Origin of the sequence: Halovibrio variabilis (assembly GCF_007991175.1) — a bacterium.
In the GTDB taxonomy this organism is placed as follows: domain Bacteria; phylum Pseudomonadota; class Gammaproteobacteria; order Pseudomonadales; family Halomonadaceae; genus Vreelandella; species Vreelandella variabilis.
Window position 1 is genome coordinate 56,208 of sequence record NZ_BJXV01000017.1, and the last position, 22,581, is coordinate 78,788.

The 22,581-nt window shown below is 54.2% G+C and carries 21 protein-coding genes; 10 read left to right on the forward strand and 11 right to left on the reverse strand.

Annotated features, from left to right (window positions below):
• Positions 1 to 37 precede the first annotated feature (37 nt).
• Together HVA01_RS14245 and HVA01_RS14250 are read left to right on the forward strand one after the other, a co-directional pair.
• Positions 38 to 253, forward strand: a complete 216-nt coding sequence (locus HVA01_RS14245; RefSeq protein WP_146876074.1) for a TIGR02450 family Trp-rich protein — start codon at positions 38 to 40, stop codon at positions 251 to 253.
• A 255-nt stretch (positions 254 to 508) separates the two neighbouring features.
• Complete coding sequence (locus HVA01_RS14250) at positions 509 to 715, forward strand: cold-shock protein (RefSeq protein WP_146876075.1); 207 nt, start codon at positions 509 to 511, stop codon at positions 713 to 715.
• 147 nt (positions 716 to 862) lie between these two features.
• Here the strand turns inward: HVA01_RS14250 and HVA01_RS14255 are convergent, their stop codons facing one another.
• Positions 863 to 1,723: a putative RNA methyltransferase gene (locus HVA01_RS14255; RefSeq protein ID WP_146876076.1), complete on the reverse strand. Its 861-nt coding sequence runs from the start codon at positions 1,721 to 1,723 to the stop codon at positions 863 to 865.
• 217 nt (positions 1,724 to 1,940) lie between these two features.
• Between HVA01_RS14255 and HVA01_RS14260 the strand changes: the two genes are divergently transcribed.
• Positions 1,941 to 5,411 (forward strand): acyl-[ACP]--phospholipid O-acyltransferase, encoded by a 3,471-nt coding sequence (locus HVA01_RS14260; RefSeq protein ID WP_146876077.1) that lies wholly within the window; start codon positions 1,941 to 1,943, stop codon positions 5,409 to 5,411.
• 66 nt (positions 5,412 to 5,477) lie between these two features.
• On the opposite strand, the gene HVA01_RS14265 is transcribed toward HVA01_RS14260, so the two are convergent.
• The 5 genes from HVA01_RS14265 to HVA01_RS14285 all read right to left on the reverse strand — a co-directional run bounded on the left by HVA01_RS14265 (position 5,478) and on the right by HVA01_RS14285 (position 9,224).
• Complete coding sequence (locus HVA01_RS14265; RefSeq protein ID WP_174787783.1) at positions 5,478 to 5,693, reverse strand: hypothetical protein; 216 nt, start codon at positions 5,691 to 5,693, stop codon at positions 5,478 to 5,480.
• Between the two features lie 74 nt (positions 5,694 to 5,767).
• The gene (locus tag HVA01_RS14270) at positions 5,768 to 6,523 is read right to left on the reverse strand and encodes an alpha/beta hydrolase family protein (RefSeq protein WP_146876078.1); all 756 of its coding nucleotides are present in this window, start codon (positions 6,521 to 6,523) and stop codon (positions 5,768 to 5,770) included.
• A gap of 142 nt (positions 6,524 to 6,665) precedes the next feature.
• Complete coding sequence (locus tag HVA01_RS14275) at positions 6,666 to 7,100, reverse strand: helix-turn-helix domain-containing protein (RefSeq protein WP_146876079.1); 435 nt, start codon at positions 7,098 to 7,100, stop codon at positions 6,666 to 6,668.
• 2 nt (positions 7,101 to 7,102) lie between these two features.
• Positions 7,103 to 7,393, reverse strand: coding sequence for a type II toxin-antitoxin system HigB family toxin (locus HVA01_RS14280; protein ID WP_146876080.1), 291 nt, complete (start codon positions 7,391 to 7,393; stop codon positions 7,103 to 7,105).
• A gap of 100 nt (positions 7,394 to 7,493) precedes the next feature.
• Entirely contained in the window at positions 7,494 to 9,224 is a 1,731-nt protein-coding gene (locus HVA01_RS14285) for a mechanosensitive ion channel family protein (protein WP_146876081.1), read from the reverse strand.
• A 331-nt stretch (positions 9,225 to 9,555) separates the two neighbouring features.
• Between HVA01_RS14285 and msrP the strand changes: the two genes are divergently transcribed.
• Together msrP and msrQ are read left to right on the forward strand one after the other, a co-directional pair.
• Positions 9,556 to 10,575, forward strand: a complete 1,020-nt coding sequence (gene msrP / locus HVA01_RS14290) for a protein-methionine-sulfoxide reductase catalytic subunit MsrP (protein WP_146876082.1) — start codon at positions 9,556 to 9,558, stop codon at positions 10,573 to 10,575.
• Positions 10,575 to 11,195, forward strand: coding sequence for a protein-methionine-sulfoxide reductase heme-binding subunit MsrQ (gene msrQ, locus HVA01_RS14295; protein ID WP_146876083.1), 621 nt, complete (start codon positions 10,575 to 10,577; stop codon positions 11,193 to 11,195). The genes msrP and msrQ overlap by 1 nt, the downstream gene beginning before the upstream one ends.
• Positions 11,196 to 11,244: 49 nt before the next feature.
• Here msrQ and HVA01_RS14300 read toward each other — a convergent pair whose 3' ends face one another.
• Entirely contained in the window at positions 11,245 to 12,900 is a 1,656-nt protein-coding gene (locus tag HVA01_RS14300) for an FMN-binding glutamate synthase family protein (protein WP_146876084.1), read from the reverse strand.
• Positions 12,901 to 13,204: 304 nt separating this feature from the next.
• Complete coding sequence (locus tag HVA01_RS14305) at positions 13,205 to 13,864, reverse strand: NADPH-dependent F420 reductase (RefSeq protein WP_146876085.1); 660 nt, start codon at positions 13,862 to 13,864, stop codon at positions 13,205 to 13,207.
• A gap of 100 nt (positions 13,865 to 13,964) precedes the next feature.
• On the opposite strand from HVA01_RS14305, the gene HVA01_RS14310 reads away from it, so the two are divergent.
• On the forward strand, positions 13,965 to 14,858 hold the full coding sequence (locus HVA01_RS14310) for a LysR substrate-binding domain-containing protein (protein WP_146876086.1): 894 nt from the start codon (positions 13,965 to 13,967) through the stop codon (positions 14,856 to 14,858).
• A 126-nt stretch (positions 14,859 to 14,984) separates the two neighbouring features.
• Entirely contained in the window at positions 14,985 to 15,614 is a 630-nt protein-coding gene (locus HVA01_RS14315) for a LysE family translocator (RefSeq protein WP_146876087.1), read from the forward strand.
• On the opposite strand, the gene HVA01_RS14320 is transcribed toward HVA01_RS14315, so the two are convergent.
• Complete coding sequence (locus tag HVA01_RS14320; protein ID WP_146876088.1) at positions 15,609 to 16,076, reverse strand: Lrp/AsnC family transcriptional regulator; 468 nt, start codon at positions 16,074 to 16,076, stop codon at positions 15,609 to 15,611. The two genes, HVA01_RS14315 and HVA01_RS14320, sit on opposite strands and share 6 nt — an antisense overlap.
• A gap of 32 nt (positions 16,077 to 16,108) precedes the next feature.
• Complete coding sequence (locus HVA01_RS14325; protein ID WP_146876089.1) at positions 16,109 to 16,948, reverse strand: helix-turn-helix transcriptional regulator; 840 nt, start codon at positions 16,946 to 16,948, stop codon at positions 16,109 to 16,111.
• Between the two features lie 142 nt (positions 16,949 to 17,090).
• Between HVA01_RS14325 and HVA01_RS14330 the strand changes: the two genes are divergently transcribed.
• Complete coding sequence (locus HVA01_RS14330) at positions 17,091 to 18,257, forward strand: MFS transporter (protein ID WP_146876090.1); 1,167 nt, start codon at positions 17,091 to 17,093, stop codon at positions 18,255 to 18,257.
• Between the two features lie 350 nt (positions 18,258 to 18,607).
• Here the strand turns inward: HVA01_RS14330 and HVA01_RS14335 are convergent, their stop codons facing one another.
• A complete protein-coding gene (locus HVA01_RS14335) occupies positions 18,608 to 20,140 on the reverse strand; it encodes a C69 family dipeptidase (RefSeq protein WP_246129660.1) in 1,533 nt (510 codons plus the stop codon).
• A gap of 442 nt (positions 20,141 to 20,582) precedes the next feature.
• Between HVA01_RS14335 and HVA01_RS14340 the strand changes: the two genes are divergently transcribed.
• Both HVA01_RS14340 and HVA01_RS14345 read left to right on the forward strand, forming a co-directional pair.
• On the forward strand, positions 20,583 to 21,734 hold the full coding sequence (locus HVA01_RS14340; protein WP_170243523.1) for an alpha/beta hydrolase: 1,152 nt from the start codon (positions 20,583 to 20,585) through the stop codon (positions 21,732 to 21,734).
• A 358-nt stretch (positions 21,735 to 22,092) separates the two neighbouring features.
• Positions 22,093 to 22,521: a hypothetical protein gene (locus HVA01_RS14345; RefSeq protein ID WP_146876092.1), complete on the forward strand. Its 429-nt coding sequence runs from the start codon at positions 22,093 to 22,095 to the stop codon at positions 22,519 to 22,521.
• Positions 22,522 to 22,581: the final 60 nt, after the last annotated feature.

A 22,581-nucleotide genomic window follows, 5' to 3' on the forward strand; every position in this document is an offset into this window, starting at 1 on the left:
GATGACTCACGTAGGGTAATGTTTTCCAGGAGTGCCAATGAACGCGATCAATCCCAACAAGCTACACCACAGCAAATGGACGGCGGCGCAGCCGCTCAACAAAGAAAAGCACTTTATAGTGACCCAACTACTGCGCGATGAAGAAGAAAACGTAGTGGACGTGGTGATTGAAGCGATCCACTCTCACCGCGAAATCAGCCTTCCCTGGCAGGCGTTAAAAGACGACAGCGTGTGGAGAATGGGCTGGCAATAGAGGCGTTCACAGCGCCCCAGAGAAAAGATAACCAAGAAAGGCTTTGACACGTCGAACAATTCGTGACACTGTAGCGTCAGTTGGTTAGCAAGCAAGCATGGTTTCAGAAGTGTACGAAAAAGATTTAGAAATGTACGAGATAGACGTGTACGAGATCTTTCGGCAAGCCTGTAATTGTATTCCTTGTTTTATCCGCTATTAATCTGGGTGATACCAGGAACTTTACTAAGCGTATTTGCGCGAAAGGATTTTATTATGTCTACTGGCACAGTTAAGTGGTTCAACGATACTAAAGGCTTCGGTTTTATTGCTCCTTCTGACGGCGGCGATGACCTATTTGCCCATTTCTCTGAAATTCAAGCAGACGGCTTCAAAACCCTGCAAGAAGGTGCTAGCGTTTCTTTTGACGTTACCCAGGGCAAGAAAGGCCTTCAAGCTTCAAACATCAAGCAAACTTCTTAACATTTATTGTTAACAGTTTGCTCGAACCTTTCGAGGTTCGGATAACAAGGCCCGCTTATGCGGGCCTTGTTGCGTTTGGCTGTAAAAAGTTGCGTTTGGCTATAAAAAAGTTGGTTTGAGGTGTATCAGTAATGCGTTTGGGAGCGACTAGAGACGTCGCCACTGCACCACTCGCACATCCACTGTCACTACCAGCACTTCAAGCGCTGCTGCGCGAGCACGCCCTTCGGCGCTGGCCCGGTAAAGATGCGGTGTCATCGCCAACAGATCGGCGATTTGCTCAGTTCCGTTCAACTCTAACCAGTAGTTGATAGCCTCAGTGTGCTGGTGTGCGAAGTTCTCGGGCACTTGGCGATCACTCGAACGCTCAGGTTTTAACGTCGGGTAGATAATTTCCCGCAACTCCCGCAGATGGTTCGGCCCCGCCTCAACTTGCAGCAGCACGCCCCCGGTTTTCAGCACACGAGCAAACTCGCTAATCACCGGAAAACCAAACATACACAGCATGCTGTCCAGCGTTTCCGCCTGCACCGGCAAGTGCGCGTTACTGCCCACGACCCAGCTACTTAGCGGTGCCTGTTTATCATCCTGCCTGGCCGCCGCTAACACCGCCCATTTAGAAATATCCAACCCCATCAACGACAGTGATTGAGGGCCTGGCATAGCGCTAGCTAACTGGCGCAGGTAATAACCTTCGCCGCAGCCGGCATCCAGGCAGCTAAACGGCGGTTCGCCTGCCGCTTGAGCATGGCTCAATACGGTATCACTGACGGCATCCGCAATGGGCTGGTAGTGACCCGCATTTAAAAAACGCTGGCGAGCGGCCACCATGGCCTTACTATCGCCTGGGTCGTGGGAGCGTTTCTGCTGCACCGGCAGCAAATTCACATAGCCCTGCCTGGCAATATCAAAGCTGTGCCCCATTGCACAGCGCCAAACGCTGCCTTCTAGCTCTAACGGCTCGCCATCCAGCGGGCAGGCCAGGGATTGAAAAGGGGTTATGCTCATAGGTAGCAATTCTTCACGGATAGTAGAGGATTAAACAGCTTTGTGACCCAGGCGGTTAGCGCGTCACCAAAACAATACAATAAGATGACGCCGCCACCGATAAGAAAATTGATGCTAAGCGGCTCGTGAAGCAGCAGGGTACCAAAAAGAATCCCGAAGAGGGCCCGCTTACTTTCGTGGCACATCCCTAGACAGCGATCTATAAGGCTACACAACCATGCAACGACTGCTGCACTTGAAAGGCGCCTGGCCCTACCTGATCGCCATCTTTCTCAATGCCTTTGTGGATCTAGGTCACAAGATCGTCATCCAGAACACGATCTTCAAAAGTTATGACGGCACCACCCAGGTGGTCCTCACAGCGCTGGTCAATGGGTTAATTTTACTGCCGTTTATCTTGCTATTTAGCCCGGCGGGCCACGTGGCGGACAGCTACCCCAAGGTACGTATTCTGCGCATATCGGCCTGGGCCGCCGTGGCGGTGTCACTGGGCATCACCGCCGCCTACTACCAAGGCTGGTTCTGGCTGGCCTTTGCGATGACGCTAATGCTGGCGATTCAATCAGCCTTCTACTCCCCGGCCAAATACGGCTTGATAAAAGGCCTGTTTGGCAAGCCACGCCTGGCGGAAGCCAACGGGCTGATCCAGGCAGTGACTATCGGCGCTATCCTGGCGGGCACTGTAGCGTTTACCGCGTTGTTTGAGACCTGGGTGTCGCCAGACGATCACACCCCAGCACAGCTGTTGCGCCAAATAGCGCCGCTGGGCTGGCTGCTTGTTCTCAATAGCGCTATTCAGGTGGCAACGCTTTATCGCCTGCCGCTGGATAACACCACGCAACCTGATACCCCGCTGACCTGGCAGCGCTACATTAAGGGCGTTGCCCTGAAAGATAACCTGCGCCTTATCGCCCGCCAGCCCGTCATCAGGCTCTCCATTATCGGCCTGGCCACCTTCTGGTCAGTCGGCCAAGTGCTGCTGGCAGCCTTCCCCGCCTATGCTAAAGATGCCCTCAGTATCGATAATACCCTGGTGCTGCAAGGCATTCTGGCGGCTAGCGGTATCGGGATTGCGCTGGGTTCCCTGCTCGCCAGCAAGCTCTCTCACAACCGTATCGAGACCGGCTTGATCCCGGTAGGCGCTGTTGGGGTGGCCGTGGGGTTATGGTGCCTGCCGCTATTAACCACGCCCGGCGGTCAGGCGCTGAACTTTGTCTTTATCGGCATCATGGGTGGGCTGTTTATCGTGCCGCTTAACGCCCTGATCCAGTTTCACGCCGCCGACAAAGAGCTAGGCACCGTGCTGGCCGCCAATAACTGGATTCAAAACATCGCCATGCTGGGCTTTTTAGTGCTCACGGCGCTATTCGCCCTGGCAGGGGTAGACAGCCACTACCTGCTGCTACTGATCGCCACCGTGGCGATGGTCGGCGGCGGCTACACCATTGTTAAGCTGCCGCAGAGTCTGGTGCGCTTTCTGTTGAGCTTCCTGCTGACACGCCGCTATCGCGTAGACGTGCATGGCTTGCAGAACCTGCCCGCCCAGGGCGGCGTGCTGCTACTGGGCAACCATATCAGTTGGGTGGATTGGGCCATGGTACAGATTGCCAGCCCCCGCCCGGTACGCTTTGTCATGCTGAAATCAGTTTACCAGCGCTGGTACCTCAACTGGTTCTTAAAAGCCCTGGGCTGTATTCCCATTGAGCGCGGCAGCGGTGCCGACAAGGCCCTGGCCGATGTTGCTGAACAACTCAACGCAGGCGAGGTGGTGTGCCTATTTCCTGAAGGGGCGATTAGCCGCACAGGACAACTGGGGGAATTTCGCCGCGGCTACGAGCGCGCCTGCGAGATGGCCAACCCTGATGTCAAGATTGTGCCTTTCTACCTGCGCGGCCTGTGGGGCAGCCAGTTCTCCCGCTCCTCCAGCAAATTAAAGGAGCTGCGCAACGCGCCTCTGCACCGCTCGGTAGTAGTCGCCTTTGGCAAGCCGCTGCCCAAAGATACCCCCGCTGACCTACTCAAGCGGCGCATCTTTGAGCAGGCAACCCGCTCCTGGCAGCGGGCCATGGGCGAGCTCCCCAGCCTGCCCAACGCCTGGATTCAAAGCGTTAAACGCCGCCCTAGCGAGCTTGCCCTGGCCGACACTCTGGGCCGCACACTCAACGCAAGCCAAGCGCTTACTGCCAGCCTGCTGATGACCAAACAGATTCGCAAACTCAACCCAGGACAGAACGTTGGCCTGCTGCTACCCACCAGCAGTGCCGGGGTTATCGCCAATATGGCCACGTTGCTGGCGGGTAAAACGTTGGTAAATCTCAATTACACCGCCGACCAAGAAGCGTTGACGTCTGCCATTTCCCAGGCGGAAATCACCACCGTATTCACTTCACAGCGGTTTGTGAAGAAGCTGGAGCAGCGCGGGCTCAACGTTAGCCAATTGCTTAGCGAGAAGCAGGTGGTCTGTTTAGAAGACCTGCAAACCTCGATTGGCCGTGCCGAGCGTTGGAGCACCTCGCTTGCGGTGAGAATACTGCCGACTTGGTTACTCCAGCGCTGCTTCTGCCACGGCCACGATGCCGATGAGACGGCCGCCATTCTGTTCTCCAGTGGCAGTGAAGGCAAACCCAAGGGCGTGATGCTTAGCCACCGCAACCTGATGGCCAATATCAAACAGACCTCGGATGTGCTCAACACCCAGAGCAACGACGTGGTGATGGGCTCACTGCCGCTGTTTCACGCCTTTGGCCTTACGGTCACCCAGTTGCTGCCGCTGATTGAAGGGCTGCCGCTGGTGTGCCACCCCGACCCCACCGATGCCCCTGGCATCGCGGGCGCGATTGCCAAGCACAAAGCCACTATTATGTTCGGCACCTCCAGCTTTTTAAGGCTGTTTGTACGCAGCACAAAGGTGCACCCGCTGATGCTGGAGAGCTTGAGGATCGTGGTCGCCGGGGCCGAGAAGCTCGACGAAAACGTGCGCACCGACTTTGCGCTGAAATTCTACAAGCCCATTTACGAAGGCTACGGCGCCACCGAAATCGCCCCTGTTGCTTCCGTCAATCTTCCCGATGCCATGGGCGTTCACTATCAGCCGGTGCAGCGGGGTAGTAAAGTAGGCAGCGTCGGTATGCCGCTGCCCGGCACCAGCTTCAAAATCGTCGACCCGGATAACTTTGAAGAGCTGCCCACCGGCGAGGCTGGCATGATATTGATCAGCGGCCCGCAGATCATGCAGGGTTACCTCAACGACCCTCAACGCACCGCCCAAGCGCTAAGGGAGATGGATGGCCAGTACTGGTACGTGACGGGCGATAAAGGCTTTATCGATGAAGATGGTTTTTTAACCCTGATTGACCGCTACGCCCGCTTTGCCAAAATCGGCGGTGAAATGATCAGCCTCAGCGCCGTTGAAGCGGCCGTTAAAGCCTCACTGGAGGAGCCAGACAACGCGCTGATGGCAGTGAGTATTCCCGATAGCCGCAAAGGCGAGCGCATTGTGCTGCTATCAGAAACAGCGCTAGACGCCAACACGGTTAAAACCGCCCTCCTCGCCAACGGTACGCCAGCCATGATGATCCCCAGCCACTGGTTGACGGTGGAGACCCTTCCCCATCTTGGCTCTGGAAAAGCGGATTTTGCCGGTGCGAAACGTTTGGCTCAAGAACTGATAGAGAAAAAACTGACGTAATAAAAGCTGATGTCTCAATGAGATACTGTACAGCAAAGCCCAACCTCAATTTTCGCTGTACAGCATCTAGCCCGGGGAGCGCGAAAGCAAGAGGCGACCGCCGACGAGAGCCAGCGTGGCATGAGAGATGATCGCTGCACAGAAGCCTAGGGTCATCACCACTCCAGTAACACGGCCTTGCACCGGCGTTGCTTGAAGCAGTAAAAACAGGTTCGCGCCAGGCGAGACCACGATGAGTGTCACGATGGAGAGAAAGGTCAGGTAGTCATGAAGTGGGATCATGGAGCCTCTTCCTGTAACGCGAAATTCGAGAAATAGAAATGAAATACTGAACCTTTATTCCATGAACTCAGGATTTAAAGGTGTTTTAAAAAGAAGCCTAACAACAGCTCGTAGTGCTTATTCTGCCCAGCGCTACTGGGTATATGATCCTCACCTTCGTAGTAGTGCACTTCCGGATGGCCGCCATTCTCACGCAGGTGTTTTTCCAGGCGCTTGGTCATTTCAATAGACCACATGCGGTCTTGCGTGCCATGAGAAAGAAACAGCGGCCCAGGGTAGCGCTCGATTTCAATCGGTGTGGTGGGCAATAAGCCTTCATGGCTATTCTGCCATGTCCAAGCGCGTTGACTAACATCCCAGGCTTGCCAACCAGGGTCGCCGACATCACGAAAACCACGTGCATCGAAGGCCCCGCACACCACATCGGGCGGGCTATGGGCCGCGATAGCATCTGGCGCTCCTTCGACCTTATCTCTTGCCATTAGAGAAGCGAGCAATAACGCGTGCTCGGCGCCGCGTGAAAGACCATAAAGCCCAACCCGCTCACTCACGTATTGAAAACCCCGAAGTACTCTCAGCGCCTCCACGCTGCGATCAAGCGGGTAATCAACTATATGACCGGCATTCCATGCATTACCGCCGCTTGAGTAGCCATAGGGAAATGCCAAGAAACCATGGGCGGCAAATAGCATCGCGTCCCGATGGCTCCACCCTGCCCATGCGCCTTCAGAGCCATGCAGCAACATGATGGCTGGAAAAGGGCCATCGCCCGGTGGCCCATAAGTAACGCCCCAGCCGGGAAGTACACGCTGCACGATATTTAATGGCATTTAGATAACCACTCCTACGCGATTTTTTTGCCGCAATCCTCTCTGCTAACATAATGATATTCAACCATCACAATAAGAAGAGTGAAGCCGATGTAGCAAGAAGTCATTTCTTGTACCTGGTAGTCTCAATACCATTAGGCGTCTATCTAGGCAAAACGTTTAGCTTTTCCCTGGGGTCTTTGAACGAATCAGTAGCGATGCCAAACCGCTCAGAAAGCTCACAGATTTGGCGCCAGTTCAACTTGCGGCGCCCATTGAGAATCTCAGACACCACCGATTGAGCGCCAACTTCAGGTAGCTCGCTTTGCGCTATCCCATGCTCTTGCATAAGGTAGCGAAGTACCTCACTTCCAGACACCTCAGGCATCGGGCGATGCGCTTCGTCATAGGACTCAATGATATCACCCAAGCGATTCGCCAGACCGGCAAGTGGGTGTGTCTCATCGTCACCGACAAGATCAAGAATTTCATCAAGCGCCTCGACCCGGGCATCGTATTCAGCTTCGGAATGTGGGTCGCTAAGAAGAGGGGCAAGATAAACCCAATGTTCAGTCGCTTGTTCAACGAGTGCGTGCATAGTCACTCCTTTTTCCACTTCCCCTTGTCATACTCTTTGTGATCAAGGATATGGCGGATAAATACTTTTTTGCTCTGATAATGAACAACAGCGATTAACCTCAGCTTGTTGCCACCTATATCAAAAACGTGGAAGTTTCCCACTTTATCAGTGGCTGGGAATAGCGCTCTCATGGCATTGAAATCTTTTGGATCATTAGACTTCATCAGCCGGTACCATACTTCTAGGGCAGTGGCAGTATTTGGATTTTCTCCTATAGCTTCCCAGATACGCTTCTGTGTGATGACGTGCACTAGCAGAGTCCTCGTTTTCATGGAAATATTATAGCAAATTGCGATAAATAGCAAATTGCTATTTAAAAGAAAACAGCACCTGCAGCTGCCTAACGGCCCTCTATTCCGACGGTTCCCCCTCAGCGCTCTCCATACCCTCCGAGCGCTGGCCCTGCCTTTTGCCGCGGGCGATATCCTGATGACTGATGACCATTACCTCTCTTGGCCACCATTCAGGGTGCTGGTCACGGATGAACGCCATCAGCTTTTCGCGTACGTTCATTTCCGCTGTCCACCCCGCCATGGGATCAGAGGTCATTAAATAGCAGGTCACTATTTGCGCCGTTGCCGTTTGGTCCGTCACATAACAAAACAGTTTATGGTGCTCAATAACATTGTCTTCCTCTTTGGCGAACTCCAAAAACTTATCCCTTATCAGCCCGATATCTGCGCTCAGGTGAAGCGTCAGCTCCACATACCGATACATCTTGATACTCTTGACCGAAAGATTCTGGAAAGGCTTCGACGTAAAGTACGTGACGGGCACGATCAAACGCCGCTCGTCCCAGGTTCTTAAGCGGATGAAGGTATAAAAAATCCCTTCGACATAGCACCATTGGTCTTCAAATATCACCAGGTCACCAATCCGAATAGGCTTGGCAAACGACAATTGAAACGACGCTAGAATATTGCCCAGCACCGCCTGGCCGGCAACACCCACCAATACCGCCAGCACGCTGGCAGACGCCAGAATGGACAACCCCATAGACTCAAAAAGCTGTATCTGCCCCAGGATATAAACCGACACACCGGTGACAGTCACTAGAATAATGATGCGCCGCAGTGCGTAGAGCGATGTCAGCAGCTTGCGCTCGTCCTTGGGTTTGGTGTCATCGATTTCCCCCACCAGCCGTCGTGTCATACGCAGCATCAAGGTATCCACGAAGCGCAGCGCAATAGTGCCAGCTCCCCAGGCGAGAATACCGATCAGCAACACGCGGAAGGTGGTAGTCGCTACCGCCGAAAACGACACCACGTAGTCCAACAGCATTTGGGTGAAAAGCGACATCACGATCAGCGCCGCTGGCATCCCAATTTGTCCGGCAAACATTCGAAAGGGACCGGAAGGCAGCCATTTCGACATCCAGCCAATTAAGTGGTGAACCCCAAAGCCCACCATCCCCACGAACAGCAAAAAGACCGGAATAGCCACCCACTCCCAAAGTCTCAGCATGCCAAACGACGTCTGTAGGCGTTCAGGAATATATTGCTCCAGCATCGATGGGCCGAACTGCTCATACAACACCGGAATATACGAAACGCTAATGGGCATAATCAGCCAAACCGGGTCGTCGTCACCGACGCGGTAGCGGGCTAAACGGATATCATAGGTTTCTCCGTCAGCTCTCAGCGATGCCAGCTCAAGATTACGACGCGTCTCGCCAACGCGCGGATGTTGCCCGGCCGGATCTTCTATCACGGCGTCTTCACGCCCCGATAGATTACCGACGCTAATCCGCTCGCCTCGCCTGAACACTTCCGCCAGTTGCCGCGCCAGTTCCTGGCCTTGTTCGCGCTGTTCACTGTCGCTCAGTTTTGACAGATTGAGCATGTGTGCCGCTTTCTCGTACTCCCCCTCTTCAGTGAGATCAAGAAAGCTTCTGACCGACTCGCGTGGTGTAACGCGGTTAGCTTCCTCAGGCACTTCACCAAGGCCCGTATTTAACGCATCGACGGTAAACCACCGATCACTTTCGCTCTCTCCTCCTTGAGTTTGTGCCGCGCATAGGCTGGAAAATGCTAGTGCCACTACCAACATCAGCCACGCGGGCCACGCGTTATTTGTTTTCATACACGCCTTATTGAGTTAAGTGGGCCAAGGTATCTGCCACCAACCGCCAGGAAGGCCATCCATGTCAGTGGCGGGTAAAAGTACAGCCTACCTTGCTGCATGAAGCAAGGCGTCGTCAGCGCTGGGGCATCATCCTCCTAACCACCCCCATATACGGTCGCTCAGAAAGAAAAAAGGGCACGCGTTACTTGTTTTTATAAGCGTTTACATACAAGTTGTGTAGAACCCTTCATCCAATTCAGCGTCAAATGCGTATGCTTTAAAACGATGCTGATGTTATAGCGAATCCTATCTCCCTCTGTCGATGGCTTAACCCCACAGGAGGCATCCAATGCTGATAAAGATTGCCAAACCAAGTGACCTGCACGAATCCGATGTCACGCCCGAATCTATCTACCTCTCCCGAAGGCGCTTTATGGGCGGCATAGCAGGCCTAGGTGCAGGGCTCGCCCTTTCCGGCCACGCCCAGGCAGCCGCAGACGACTATTCGGACGTTCCCGAAGGCGATGCGCCCAATTGGCTGAAAGAAAAAATCAGCGACGCCAAATGGGACGCCATCACCCCAAGCGACCCTGAAAAAGATGCGCTGGCACCGTTTGATGACGCCAGCAATTACAACAACTTTTTTGAATTTGGCACCGACAAAGGCGACCCCGCCCGACATGCGGGCAGCCTGGAGACCCAGCCGTGGAGCGTGGTGGTCGACGGTGAGGTCAATAACGGCGGACGTTTTGCGCTTGAAGACTTGGTCAAACCTTCACAGTTTGAAGAACGCATCTACCGGCTGCGCTGCGTTGAGGCGTGGTCGATGGTGATCCCCTGGCTGGGCATTCCGCTCGCCGAGATTATCAAGCGCGCCGACCCCACCAGCAAAGCCAAGTACGTGCGCTTTGAAACCCTGGTCGACCCTGAGCAAATGCGCGGTCAGCGCTCATCCTTCTCGATTATCGACTGGCCCTACGTGGAAGGCCTACGTCTGGACGAGGCCATGCACCCGCTAACCATCATGGCCATGGGCATGTACGGCCGCGAGCTACCCAACCAGAACGGCGCGCCCCTGCGGCTGGTCGTGCCCTGGAAATACGGCTTCAAGAGCATCAAGTCGATTGTGCGCATCTCGCTGGTCGAAGAGCAGCCGGTCAACTCCTGGCAGAAAATTGCCTCGGATGAGTACGGCTTTTACGCCAACGTTAATCCCAATGTGGACCACCCCCGCTGGAGCCAGGCGACCGAACGCCGCCTGCCCAATACCCTCTTCAACTCCAATACCATCGACACCCGGATGTTCAACGGCTACGAAGATGAAGTGGCCGAGCTGTATGCAGGCATGGATTTAAGGAAGCAATACTGATGGCAACGCAGCGCAAATGGTTAGCTTGGCGCGTGGCGGTGTTTCTGGCGGCGCTAGCGCCGCTGGTTTTCTGGAGCTGGCAGGTCGCGAATAACGCTGCTGGCCCCGAGCCGGGGCGCTACCTGCTACTGCATATCGGCATCGGCGCGCTTTGGTTGCTGCTGCTCACACTCAGCTTGACCCCACTCACTAAACTCACCCGCTGGAAAGGCTTTGCGCTGATCCGACGTCAGCTGGGCCTCTGGACGCTGGCCTACGCCACCCTGCATATGCTTAGCTACGCGCTGTTTATTCTCGGGCTTAACTGGGCACTGCTGGGCAGCGAGATCATAAAACGGCCCTACATTATCGTCGGTATGATCGCGCTGATCGGCTTGGCCGTGCTGGGTGCGACATCGAACAAGTGGTCGATGCGCCGCCTGGGCAAGCGCTGGAAATCGCTGCACAAATTTTCCTATGTCATTCTGGGGTTGGTGCTACTGCACTTCTTCTGGGTAGTGCGCGCCGACATGCAGGAATGGGCCATGTATGCCGCCATTGCGGCGCTGATTATGGCAACCCGCCTTCCGCCCGTGTCGCGCACGCTACCCAAATTGCGTCACCGATTGAGTCGAGCGTAAGCCACGCGACAAACATGCATCTGTTATTGGCGTATCGCCGTGGTGTCGTTCATTCCAGTTTGGTGAAACGCCGCTGGGCAATCCGCGAAGGCGGTAAGAACGAATCTGACCGGGCGTCCTCCCAGTATTGCTCAAAGACCGTGTGATGACAGTTACCGGTAAGCAGCTCGTTAGGCTTCAAGAACGTAAAAAGCTGATCGTAGGATTGAATCTCATTTTCCGACACCCGCCGGATAATGTGCTCTGGGCCCAACTCATTGGTATGCCCAAGCCCGGCGGCGGCCAGCATCTCTGCCAACGCCCTTAGCGTATTACGGTGGTAGTGATAGACCCGTTCAGACTTATCGGCGACATCCAAATGCTGCCCCCGCTTCGGATCCTGTGTCGCCACCCCGCTGGGGCATTTATCGGTGTGGCAGCTGAGCGCCTGAATACACCCCAGTGAAAACATGAAGCCTCGACCGGCGTTGCACCAATCGGCTCCCAGGGCGATGGTGCGGGCAATGTGAAAACCGGACATGATCTTACCCGCCGCCCCAATGCCAATTTCGTCACGCAGCCCAGCACCCACCAACGTATTGTGAACCAGGGTCAACGCCTCGGTTAGCGGCACTCCAAGCCGATTGATAAACTCCAGCGGCGCTGCCCCTGTGCCGCCCTCGCCTCCGTCAACCACAATAAAATCCGGCCGTTCGCCGGTTTCAAGCATGGCTTTGACAATGGCAAACCACTCCCAGGGGTGGCCGACCGCCAGCTTGAAGCCCACCGGTTTTCCTTCGGAAAGCTCGCGCAGGCGAGCGATAAAGTGCATCAACTCCAGCGGCGTGGAAAACGCCGTATGAGCGGCGGGCGAGACGACATCCTCGCCCATCGGTACGCCCCGCGCCTCGGCGATTTCAGCGGTCACCTTGGCGCCTGGCAAAATCCCTCCATGACCGGGCTTTGCCCCCTGGGAAAGCTTGATCTCGATCATCTTCACCTGCTCGTCGCAGGCATTGGCCGCAAAGCGCTCCTCGCTGAAGGTGCCATCGTCGTTACGGCAGCCGAAGTAGCCCGAACCTATCTCCCACACCAAATCACCACCGTGCTTGCGGTGATAGCGGGAGATCGAGCCCTCACCGGTATCGTGATAAAAGCCACCTTTGTGCGCCCCGGCGTTAAGCGCCTCAATCGCATTGGCCGACAGCGAACCAAAGCTCATCGCCGAAATATTGAACACGCTGGTGGAATAGGGCTTACGGCAGCGGCTGCCGCCAACCTGAACACGAAAATCGTGACTGTCGATGGTGCTGGGCTGAAGGGAGTGATTGATCCATTCATGGCCCGGCTGATACATATCCAGCAACGAGCCAAACGGCTTCTTGTCGCTTTCATTCTTGGCGCGCTGATAGACCACCGCCCGCTGTTCCCGGGAGAAAGGGCGTGCGTCCAGGTCGGACTGAATAAAATACTGCCGAATCTCCGGGCCAATCGACTCAAGCATATAGCGCAAGTGCGCCAGTATCGGGTAGTTACGGCTGACGGTACGCCGACGCTGACGCACATCATGAATCCCCAGCGCCGACAGCAGGCCGAAGATCACCACGCCCCACAGCCACATCAGCGAAAAAGCCAGCCCAATAAGCGAGATCGCCAACAGCAACAAACAGGCAATAAAGGTGGCATGTCGGAGAGGAATACGGGATAGCCCTCGAGCGTCGATCATAAGCGTACAAACTCCGTTTGAGTCGTTTCACATCAGATGGCGAAACTGGCTAGCATAACGCAGAGTGTGTACGACCCACCAACGGTGCATTGTTAGCTGCACCCGGCCCTCCATATACGAATCAACCAGCATACAGAAGGGAGCTTTAATAACAGCAACCAGCTAAAATAAATAATTATTATTTTCTTTAGCTATACTATCGCTCTCTTTACTTTAGCGGCGTCTCATTTCCAGTGTACCTTCAGCGCCAAGGTACTGCTCCCTTGTGGTTTAAATACCAAGACACTTTAGCTTTGTTTGCCGTTTACCAACGCCATGATCCTTCCGGCAGATCAATGTCGCGTTGCGCTTCATAGAGCGCCTGACGCAACCCTTCTTGATCAAACGGTAGGCAATAAGCTGGCTTGGCGCGTTCAAAACGCCAGCTTTCCGCCAGTGGCCCAGCATCGACAACATCGAAGCCAAACTGGCGCATCAGGCTTGCGACGATCTCCTTGGCCGCATCGTCGTCCCCCGCTATCGGTAGGGCGCGACGGGCTCCCGAAGGCAGCGTCTGCCCGCCCTTCTCCAAATCGGAGGCCAGGATCGCGTTGAATGCCTTCACGAGACGGGAACCTGTCAAATGCTGCGCCAGCAGTTCACTCGTCGTCGCCCGACGCTCATCAAGCTCCGGGATCGCTCCATCACGGTCTGGATAGTAGTTATTGGCGTCCAACACGATCTTATCGCGTAGCGGTTCAACCGGAAGCGTGGCGTATTGATGAAAGGGAATGGCGATCAGGATAATGTCGCCGAAGCCGATGGCTTCATGCACGGTACCGATCTGGGCGCCAATTGTCGACGGGATGCTGCTGAGTGTCTGCGGCCCCCGGGAGTTACTGATCATGACGTTGTGGCCCGCCGCAATCGCCAGGCGTGCAAACGCTTGCCCAATAAAACCTGCACCCATAATACCGATCCGCATATCTTTCTCCTGGCAGTGTTAAGATCAACAGCACTTTATACTGCTATCCAGGCGTGATAAATATCGCTCTATTCACTTAACTATCTACTGTGAGTTGATAATGCTGGATCGGCTAACGAGTATGGCTGTTTTTGTGCGGGTTGCCGATCTTGGCTCCTTCACGGCCGCCGCCGCAGAATTTGGGCTATCGACGCAGATGGTTTCCAAACACATCATGGCTCTGGAGCAGCAGCTTGGGTCGCGGCTATTGCACCGCACCACGCGCAAACAGAGCCTAACCGAGATCGGCTATCTCTATCATGAGCGTTGCCAAACGATTCTCGCGGAAGTCGAGGCGGCCGAAGCGCTGACGGAGCAGGCCCGGGCCGTGCCACGAGGACGCCTCAGAATCAACGCGCCCGTCACCTTTGGCAGTCAAAGCCTGGTGCCTCTTGTTACCCGCTATCTTCGTGAGTACCCAGAAGTAGAAGTCGATCTCACCTTGTCGGATCGTCTGGTCGACCCTATCGAGGAAGGTTACGAAGCCGTCATTCGCCTTGGGCCAATCAACGACAGCACTACATTGGTGGCACGTCCGCTTGCTCCTTATCAGCTCATCGCCTGCGCTTCACCTGCCTATCTAGCTGAACACGGTGAGCCTAAGACACCGGCGGATCTGTTGGCGCATGAGTGCCTTGGCTTTGCCTATTGGCTCGGCACTTTGGGCAGAACGTGGCGCTTCAGTCGCGACAGCTGCCTATATGACGCCCCCGTGAGCGGGCGGCTTCAAATCAATGACTGGAAAGGGCTGCTTCGCGCAGCACTGGAAGGGTTCGGTATTACATTGGGCTATGAAGCCGCACTGACTGAGGAGTTATCCGCCGGGCGGCTGGTGCGCATCTTGCCAGACTATGAGGGGCCTTCGAGACCCATGCACCTGCTCTACGCCGCCGATCAGCGCATGACACCGAAGCTACGTCATTTCATAGACGACGTTGTGGTCGCGTTTGCTTAAATAAAAATAAATATCCCGTAAAAAAATTAAAAAAACCAATCAACCACGGCCAAAAAGTTAAAAACAGCATGGAGAAAAAGCAACTAAAACAACAAAATATAAAAAACCCAAACCGAGAAAACAAACATGCTTTATTTAGCGCAAAGTATGACCATTGGTTTTATGATAGCAGCCCCTGTTGGCCCAATAGGATTACTCTGCATGCAGAGAACGTTAGCAGGCGGCTGGAAACTTGGGTTTATAACAGGGCTAGGCGCGGCTTCAGCCGACTTGCTATATGGCATCCTGGGTGCTCTCGGTTTTGCTGCCATCATTTCGCTTTTATCAACATCGCTACTATGGCTATCTATTGCGGGTGGGATAATACTGATTTATCTGGGAGTTTCTGCAGCCAAAAATAAAACAAATCAGTCCACAAAAAATAAAAAGCCGCATTCACCATTAAAAGCCTACTTAACTACATTCTTTCTTACATTGTCGAACCCAATGACAATTTTTGCATTTATTGCCATATTTGCAACTATTGTCCCAAGTGGCGACAGCCCCACAGACATTGGACTAGTGAAGTTGAGTATCATTTGTTTAGGGGTTTTTCTTGGCTCAATGGCTTGGTGGTTTTTTTTGACTTCTGCTGTGTATTTCTTGGCAGCCAAAATAAATGAGTCTAAAATCAAAACTGTTAGTTATCTGGCAGGCGTCTCAATAGCATTATTTGGCTGCTATACGGTTGTCACTGCTATCATAAAAGTGCTATGAAGGATGCTCGTTACTCAAAAAACTATTCAACACATCATGACGGCTATCCATTGAAATAGGCTCCGAAAGAATAATCCTTGTTTTAGTTTCACCAAAATTATTTATCTTTGCAACAAACTCTTCGATATCCCGGTTAGTGGGAACATATATTCGAATCAAATAGGAGTCTTCGCCGGTTACATGCAGGCATTCCACTACTTCCGGCAGAGATTCGAGCTTGGCTAGAAGTTTCTCTTTTTGTGGTTTAAACGCCGTAATACCAATTACAGCGGAAACAGCCAGCCCAATTTTTTCCAGATCCACTACCGCTGTGTAGCCTTTTATCACGCCACTTTCCTCCAACTTTCTCATTCGCTCTGTCACCGCCGGTATCGAAAGGCCTACTTGCTGGGACAGCTTTGTAACCGAGATACGGCCATCCTGGCGCAATGCACGAATAATTTTCAGATTCATTCTATCCATTCAACCCTCTCAACAAAATTTATCTTAAAGAACTAGCCCACCACCCACTCATTAAAAGCCTGCTTCTCGGTGTCGCTCCCCTTGTGAGCATAATAAACCAGCCGCAGGTGACGCTCTTCATCAACGGTGAGCGTGGTGTGTTCAAACGCGATAGCGCCAATCCCATCCAGATCAAGATGACGCACGCCCTGGCAAGGGGCATTGACCTCCTGATTTTTCCACCATGCCTTAAACTCAGGCGCCACTTTGGTTAACTCTTCGACCAGCTCATCAATGGCGGGATCTTGAGCCGCACGGGCAAAGTCGCGTCGGAAGCTGGATAGCATTTGGCCAACCTGCTCTTCCCAGGGTGATAACAGTTGACGCATGGCAGGGTCGGTAAATAACAACCAGAGCATATTGCGGCGCTCGGGTGCCTGGGCAGAGAAGTTGAACAGCTTATCGGCCGCGGCGTTCCAGGCCAGCACGTCCCAGCGTAAATTAAGGATATAGGCAGGCCGTTTGGGCAGGTCGTCCATCAAGGTTTGCACCAGCGGCGGCACGCTGCACCAGGTTTTGCCTAGCTCAGAGGGTAGCCGCTGATGGGCAAGCAAGAACAGATGGCGGCGCTCGGCCGCATCCAGCTTGAGCACTTGGGATAGATTGTCCAGAAACGTCGCCGATACGCTAATATCACGCCCCTGTTCTAACCAAGTATACCAAGTCAGCCCCACACCTGCTAAAGCGGCGACCTCTTCGCGCCTTAACCCTGGCGTTCGCCTTCGACGGCCACGAGGCAACCCCACCTCTTCCGGCGCAATTTTTTCGCGATGCTTGCGTAGAAACTCAGCCAAGTCTTCCCGCGTTCGTGTCAGCGTCCGCTGAGCGGTCATCTTATTACCCTTTTAATAGCTTGTTACCACTAGTAATAGCATAAACAGTTAAATTGTACCCCCTTAAAAGCCTCTCCAGAATAGCCTCTCGCTGGCAGAACTAGCGGTGATTTTTCGATCCTTACCTAACATGGAGAGCGTGATGGCTGACCAACCTCGTATATCGGTTTACTTAATTGCCCTGGGGGCATTTGCGCTGGGAATGGCCTCTTATGTCACTGCGGGGCTTATTCCACTTATCGGCGACGCTTTTAGCGTCTCTGACGCCACGGCCGCTCAGTTGGTCACGGCGTTTACCTTAGCCTACGGCTTAGGCTCGCCGGTCGTCGTGGCCCTGCTGCCCGGCCACCGGCAGCGCTTGGGGTTACTCCTGGCATTGGCCGTTTTTATTGTGGCGAATATTGCCAGCGCGCTGGCCACCAACTTTGTATCGCTTGCTGTATGGCGAGCGGTCGCAGGCGTGGGCGCGGGGGTTTATCTTGCCATGGGCATTGCCGCCGCAGCCGCCATCACGCCAGAGGCCCAGCGTGGTAAAGCGATTGCCATCATCATGGGCAGCATGGCGAGCGGCACGGTACTGGGGGTGCCTATCAGCCTGTTGCTGGCAGAGCGTTTAGGTTGGGCGTCAGCCATGTGGCTTATCGCAGGTCTTGGCTGCATCGCCTACGCCGGACTTCACACCAAACTGCCTGCACTGCCATCCACACCGGTACTTTCACTTGTTCGCAAACTGGCTATTTTGAAAAACCCTCATGCCATGGCCATTCTGGCGGTTTCCTTATTGGCGGCTATTGCCAGCCTGGGCATGTATACCTTTATTGCCCCCTTTATGGCAGCCAGCGAGTCAGGCACTGTTCAGTCGATTACCGGCTATTTATGGGTATGGGGGATTGGCGGCGTGCTGGGTAGCTTTTTGGTTGGCCCCTTGGTGGACAAATTTATCGCGCCCGTTATTACCTTGGCGATCATGCTGCTGCTTTCTATAGCCCTCATCTCGCTGCCCTTTGCTGTGTCGATTCATCCAATGCTGACGTTACTGCCGATTGCGCTTTGGGGCGCCGTGGGCTGGGCGCTGCAAGTGCCGCAAAACAACGAGCTGGTTCGCACGCGCCAAGCTCATGGTGATGGCAATTTGGCAGTCGCGCTCAATGAATCGGCGCTCTATTTAGGCAGTGCGTTAGGTGCAGCGAGCGGTGGCGTTTTGCTGGCCTTCCACCTGCCCGTTGCGTCATTGGCAATTGGCGCTGGGGCGGTCGCCGCCATTGGAGCGGCGACACAGTTAATCATCGTCATGCGCATAAAGCGCTAGCGCGTTCGGGCACGCCAAGGGGCACTTGCCTGCCGCTTGGCGGTTCTGAAAAATCAGCTTCTTGCTTCACACCCAAACATCAGCGCAGACATATACGACGAGAGTTTTAGCCCGTCGGCGGCTACTCTGAGTGATGTACTCAAAGCCAAACTGATACTTTCATGCTGCTCGAAGTTTGGAGAAAGATGAGATCTGTCATTCTATTGCGCTGGACAAAGCGTTTGGCGAGACGACCATCCAGGGCCAGGGGTGGCTGGACGCACCGCCCTGACAGTGGTTGAATTAAACAAAACGCCTCCCCCGATATTGAGTCGGGAAGGCGTTTTTTCACAACCGAGCACAGGCTTTAGTTACTGAGCGTTTCTGGGTTTATCCGGGTCGGCATCGACTAAACAGTTGACGGTCTCACCGCCCTGATCATTAGGTAGAACGCCCTGTGGGCGCCGACGCTGATCGCGAAGCTCAAGCGAGGCGTTGAGCCAGTCGACTAGCGTATCCCCCAGCGCGAGTGCATCTTCGGCACGCTCTTGGCTATAGAAAGTGAGCAGCTGGCGGGCTTCATCGCGCTTGCCCTGATCAATCAGCGTCTGGGCGGATGTCTCGACCCAGTTAAGGTCGTCGAAGCTATCTTGTTCAAAGCCTTCCAGTAGTTCGGTAACTGAGCCATGAAAACGCTCCGGCTGTTCGCACATCAGGTACATGACCTGTTTGAAACGACGGCCCGCAAAGTCACTGGCTTCCTGCACCTGAAAATCGGGATTGAGGAAAGTCGACGCGGCACCCTTGGAAAGATAGCGGTGCTGCCCATATTCCATGGGCACTTCCTGGACACCGAGCCACCAGGGAATGAACGGAGCCGCTACCGAGCTGGTAGGAGCTACCCAAATTCGCTGCATATCAGCGTCAGTATCGGCCTTCAGGGTAGCGACCTGTCCATAACCTGCTTCATCGTCAGCGATACGGTAATCACGAACCTGATTCATCATTTCGCGTTCACTGATCGGCACCAGGTCGCGCAGCGCTTCTTCCACGTCCGCCTGGGACATGTACTTGTAGCCGCCGGTACGCGCTTGAGTATCCTGACGACCATAGACATCAAACACATTGAAATCCCCTTCGCCTTCGTACCAACCCTGTTCCTCGGCGAAGGAAATCAAGTTCTCGGCGCCCATATAATCGGGGTCGTCCTCAAAATTAGTGGGAAAATCTTCAATATAGCCGGGATAAAGCACACGAATATCATCAGGGCCAAGGCGTTCGGCGGCCCAAAGTCCCTGACTGCCAGCAAACTCCCAAACAACCCAGCCTTCATTTTCATCAGCGATTAGGTGAGTATTGCCGCCATAGGTTGAATAGCCATACTGATCAATAAGTTCACCGATCAATTCGACACCTTCACGGGCGGTCGTGACACGCTCAAGCACTAGCCTGGCCAAGTCGCTGTACTGAGGCCCCTGCTGCGGCGTCTCGGTCATGTCGATCAATTCCTGACGGTTGGTTGCCCAGACGTCACGAACGGCTACCCCGTGCTCATTGATACCGCCGTTGGTAAGCGGCTCAGGGAAGCCCTCAAAGTCAGAATACGACATCGATAAGTAGCGGAAGGTATGTTCGGCTTGTGGAATGTCGATAAGCTCACCGGGGATGCCGGCATCAGCGGTGACACCCACACCCACTGTATCTTCAGCGGAGTGATCTTCGGCAGGCATGATCTCTAACCAATGGCTGGAGACTTCCTCCCCGGTACCACCGATCATAACGGCGCCTTCGTCGGTCAGGTTCTTGCCCACATAGTAGGCATAGCTAGCCCAGACCGGTGGGCTGAGTGCGAGTAGTAGAACGGCCAGCATCACTGGTTTTAAGGAATAGCGTTTTCTCATCATTTTGGCTCCATATTGATAGGGCTTTCCTGAATTCATAGAAAACTGCCGTACTTTGACCATAAAGCAAAATTGCACCCACTAAGCTTGGGAATGGGGCAATGTCTATCCATGATAGCAGCCAGATAGGAGGCTGATCTTTGTGATGCAACCCGAGAAGCGTAATAGGCAGTGCCTACCAACGCCTTTAGATGGCAAGCGACAGGCGTTGAGGTAACATCTTTTTAAAGTTTTTCCTATGTCGTCGTGATCGAGCTCGCCGCCGAACCAGCAACATACGTGCTTACCCACGACACTCCAGACGACCAAAGCAACCCACAGTGGCGGTGAGCAAAGTCTAGGCGGTGGATGAACACACCACATGAAGGGCCATTTCCGCGCAGGCAAGTAGGGGCGTTCTAATGCACGCCCTGATAATGGTCCATAATGATTGATGGAGAGTTTCATGTTTCGCCGCCTTAGCGTTCTGCTTGCCGCCCTGGTGCTACTGACCTCTTGCGCCGTGCCGCCGGATTCCCCGCGCTTCCAGCCCTCGGGCGACCTGCCGCGTTATGATCAGCCAAGCTTCGATGAATACATACGCGACACCCGCGCGTGGATTGCCGATAACCGCAGCTTCATCAGCGACGACCGCCACCGCGAGATACAGCTCAACGCCCCGTTTGAACGTCGCCCGGCTACACCGGCAAAGCGCGGCATTCTGTTCGTGCACGGGCTGGGCTCAAGCCCTTGGTATTTCACGGATATGGCCAACGCCATGGCGGAAGATGGCTGGCTGGTTCGTTCGATTCTGTTGCCCGGCCATGGCACCCGCCCCGCCGACCTGATGCTGCCCGGCAATGATGATTGGGAAGACGCCATCGCCCATCACACCAAGCTGCTTTCAGATGAAGTCGATGAGCTCTGGCTGGGCGGGTTCTCGACCGGGGGCAATCTGGTGACCTCCCAGGCATTCAAGGACGAAAGCGTCGACGGATTGCTGCTGTTTTCCCCCGGCTTTTACCCGGACAGCCAGTATCTCTTTCTCGCCCCAGCCATTTCCTATTTTTGGGACTGGCTCGATATCGATGAAGAGGACAATATCGTCACATATCAGTCGCTGCCGTCGCGCGGGGCCTCGCTGTATTATCACTCGGTCAGCACCGTGCAAAAAAACCTAAATGCCGAGCGCTTTGATAAACCCGTGCTGATGACCATGAGCCAGCATGACAGCGTTCTTGACCCTGCAGCGACGCTAAAAGCCTTTCAAACCCGCTTCCCCCACCCGTCATCACGCTTCGTATGGTACGGCGACACGCCTCAACACCTTGACGACCCACGCGTAACCGCCCTGACCAGCTATCTACCTGACCGGCGTATCAGCAACTTTTCCCACATGAATGTGCTGTTTGCGCCCGAGAACACCTATTACGGTGAAGCAGGTAGCTACCTCATGCTGGAAAACGGCCAAGAGAACCTTTCTCCTCCCGATGATCCTGACACTCTGTGGTTCGGCGCCTGGGGGCATAGCGGAGCACAGACATACCATGCCCGCCTCACCTGGAATCCCTATTTTGACCACCTCCTTGAGAACATCCGCGAAGTAACAGGAGACTGATTAACGCAATACCCAACTGAGTGTTTCGCGTTACTCATGCAGTGCCGCTCTAAGTAGCCCAAACATTCGCGAGCTGAAGCTCCCTCCCACGGGAGCTACCCTCATGCTGGCAGAGTTAATTACACACTGAGTGACGAAGAGCCAAAAATAAAGCTGTCCTGCGGCAAACCACTAATATAGTAAGCCGCGCCGTGAATTACAGGCTTCCAGCCAGCGCTGCTTGGCTTTGGGCAAGTTGTTTATCGTCAACTATACTGCGCCCTAATGAACATGATGTTATTGCCTGGGTTGGGGTTTGGCGTGTAGCACCAGCCAGCCTAGGCCAATTGATTAGCTTGAACAGCAGAAGGAGTTTGCCGTGACAGCCACTGACCATCGCACCAACCGAAGCGGGCCAAACCTGTTTCATGCCGTAATGCTTGCTGGGACTACGCCACTCTTTCTTGGCGCCATGTTATGCGATTACGCCTACTCCATGAACTACCATACTCAGTGGGCTACCTTTGCTTCTTGGCTAAATTTAGGCGGGCTTATTTTCGCGGGGCTTGCGCTTTTGTGCGCGATTGTTGGCTTTGTTCGTTCCCAAGACCACCGTTTGGCTTTTCTGATGTACCCCGCGCTGCTATTGCTTACCTGGATAATTGGGCTTGTCAATGCGTTTGCACATGCACGAGACACCTGGGCCATGATGCCTGCCGGTTTTACTCTGTCGATCGTCGTGGTTTTGCTCGCAGGCATGGCGACTTGGGTCGGTTTTTCCCGCTTTGGTATCAGAGATAAGCCGTGAAACTTCCCCGTTTGGCGCGCCACTTATGCAGGGGACGAGTAAAACGCTTATCTAACGAGG

Bases quoted from the DNA above. Each gene is read 5' to 3' on its own strand.
- HVA01_RS14340 (WP_170243523.1), top strand. From the start codon at position 20,583: ATGTTTCGCCGCCTTAGCGTTCTGCTTGCCGCCCTGGTGCTACTGACC.
- HVA01_RS14270 (WP_146876078.1), bottom strand. From the start codon at position 6,523: ATGCCATTAAATATCGTGCAGCGTGTACTTCCCGGCTGGGGCGTTACT.
- HVA01_RS14310 (WP_146876086.1), top strand. From the start codon at position 13,965: ATGCTGGATCGGCTAACGAGTATGGCTGTTTTTGTGCGGGTTGCCGAT.
- HVA01_RS14330 (WP_146876090.1), top strand. From the start codon at position 17,091: ATGGCTGACCAACCTCGTATATCGGTTTACTTAATTGCCCTGGGGGCA.
- HVA01_RS14245 (WP_146876074.1), top strand. From the start codon at position 38: ATGAACGCGATCAATCCCAACAAGCTACACCACAGCAAATGGACGGCG.
- HVA01_RS14285 (WP_146876081.1), bottom strand. From the start codon at position 9,224: ATGAAAACAAATAACGCGTGGCCCGCGTGGCTGATGTTGGTAGTGGCA.
- HVA01_RS14260 (WP_146876077.1), top strand. From the start codon at position 1,941: ATGCAACGACTGCTGCACTTGAAAGGCGCCTGGCCCTACCTGATCGCC.
- HVA01_RS14315 (WP_146876087.1), top strand. From the start codon at position 14,985: ATGCTTTATTTAGCGCAAAGTATGACCATTGGTTTTATGATAGCAGCC.
- HVA01_RS14335 (WP_246129660.1), bottom strand. From the start codon at position 20,140: ATGATGAGAAAACGCTATTCCTTAAAACCAGTGATGCTGGCCGTTCTA.
- HVA01_RS14325 (WP_146876089.1), bottom strand. From the start codon at position 16,948: ATGACCGCTCAGCGGACGCTGACACGAACGCGGGAAGACTTGGCTGAG.
- msrQ (WP_146876083.1), top strand. From the start codon at position 10,575: ATGGCAACGCAGCGCAAATGGTTAGCTTGGCGCGTGGCGGTGTTTCTG.
- HVA01_RS14300 (WP_146876084.1), bottom strand. From the start codon at position 12,900: ATGATCGACGCTCGAGGGCTATCCCGTATTCCTCTCCGACATGCCACC.
- HVA01_RS14250 (WP_146876075.1), top strand. From the start codon at position 509: ATGTCTACTGGCACAGTTAAGTGGTTCAACGATACTAAAGGCTTCGGT.
- HVA01_RS14305 (WP_146876085.1), bottom strand. From the start codon at position 13,864: ATGCGGATCGGTATTATGGGTGCAGGTTTTATTGGGCAAGCGTTTGCA.
- HVA01_RS14255 (WP_146876076.1), bottom strand. From the start codon at position 1,723: ATGAGCATAACCCCTTTTCAATCCCTGGCCTGCCCGCTGGATGGCGAG.
- HVA01_RS14275 (WP_146876079.1), bottom strand. From the start codon at position 7,100: ATGCACGCACTCGTTGAACAAGCGACTGAACATTGGGTTTATCTTGCC.
- HVA01_RS14265 (WP_174787783.1), bottom strand. From the start codon at position 5,693: ATGATCCCACTTCATGACTACCTGACCTTTCTCTCCATCGTGACACTC.
- msrP (WP_146876082.1), top strand. From the start codon at position 9,556: ATGCTGATAAAGATTGCCAAACCAAGTGACCTGCACGAATCCGATGTC.
- HVA01_RS14320 (WP_146876088.1), bottom strand. From the start codon at position 16,076: ATGGATAGAATGAATCTGAAAATTATTCGTGCATTGCGCCAGGATGGC.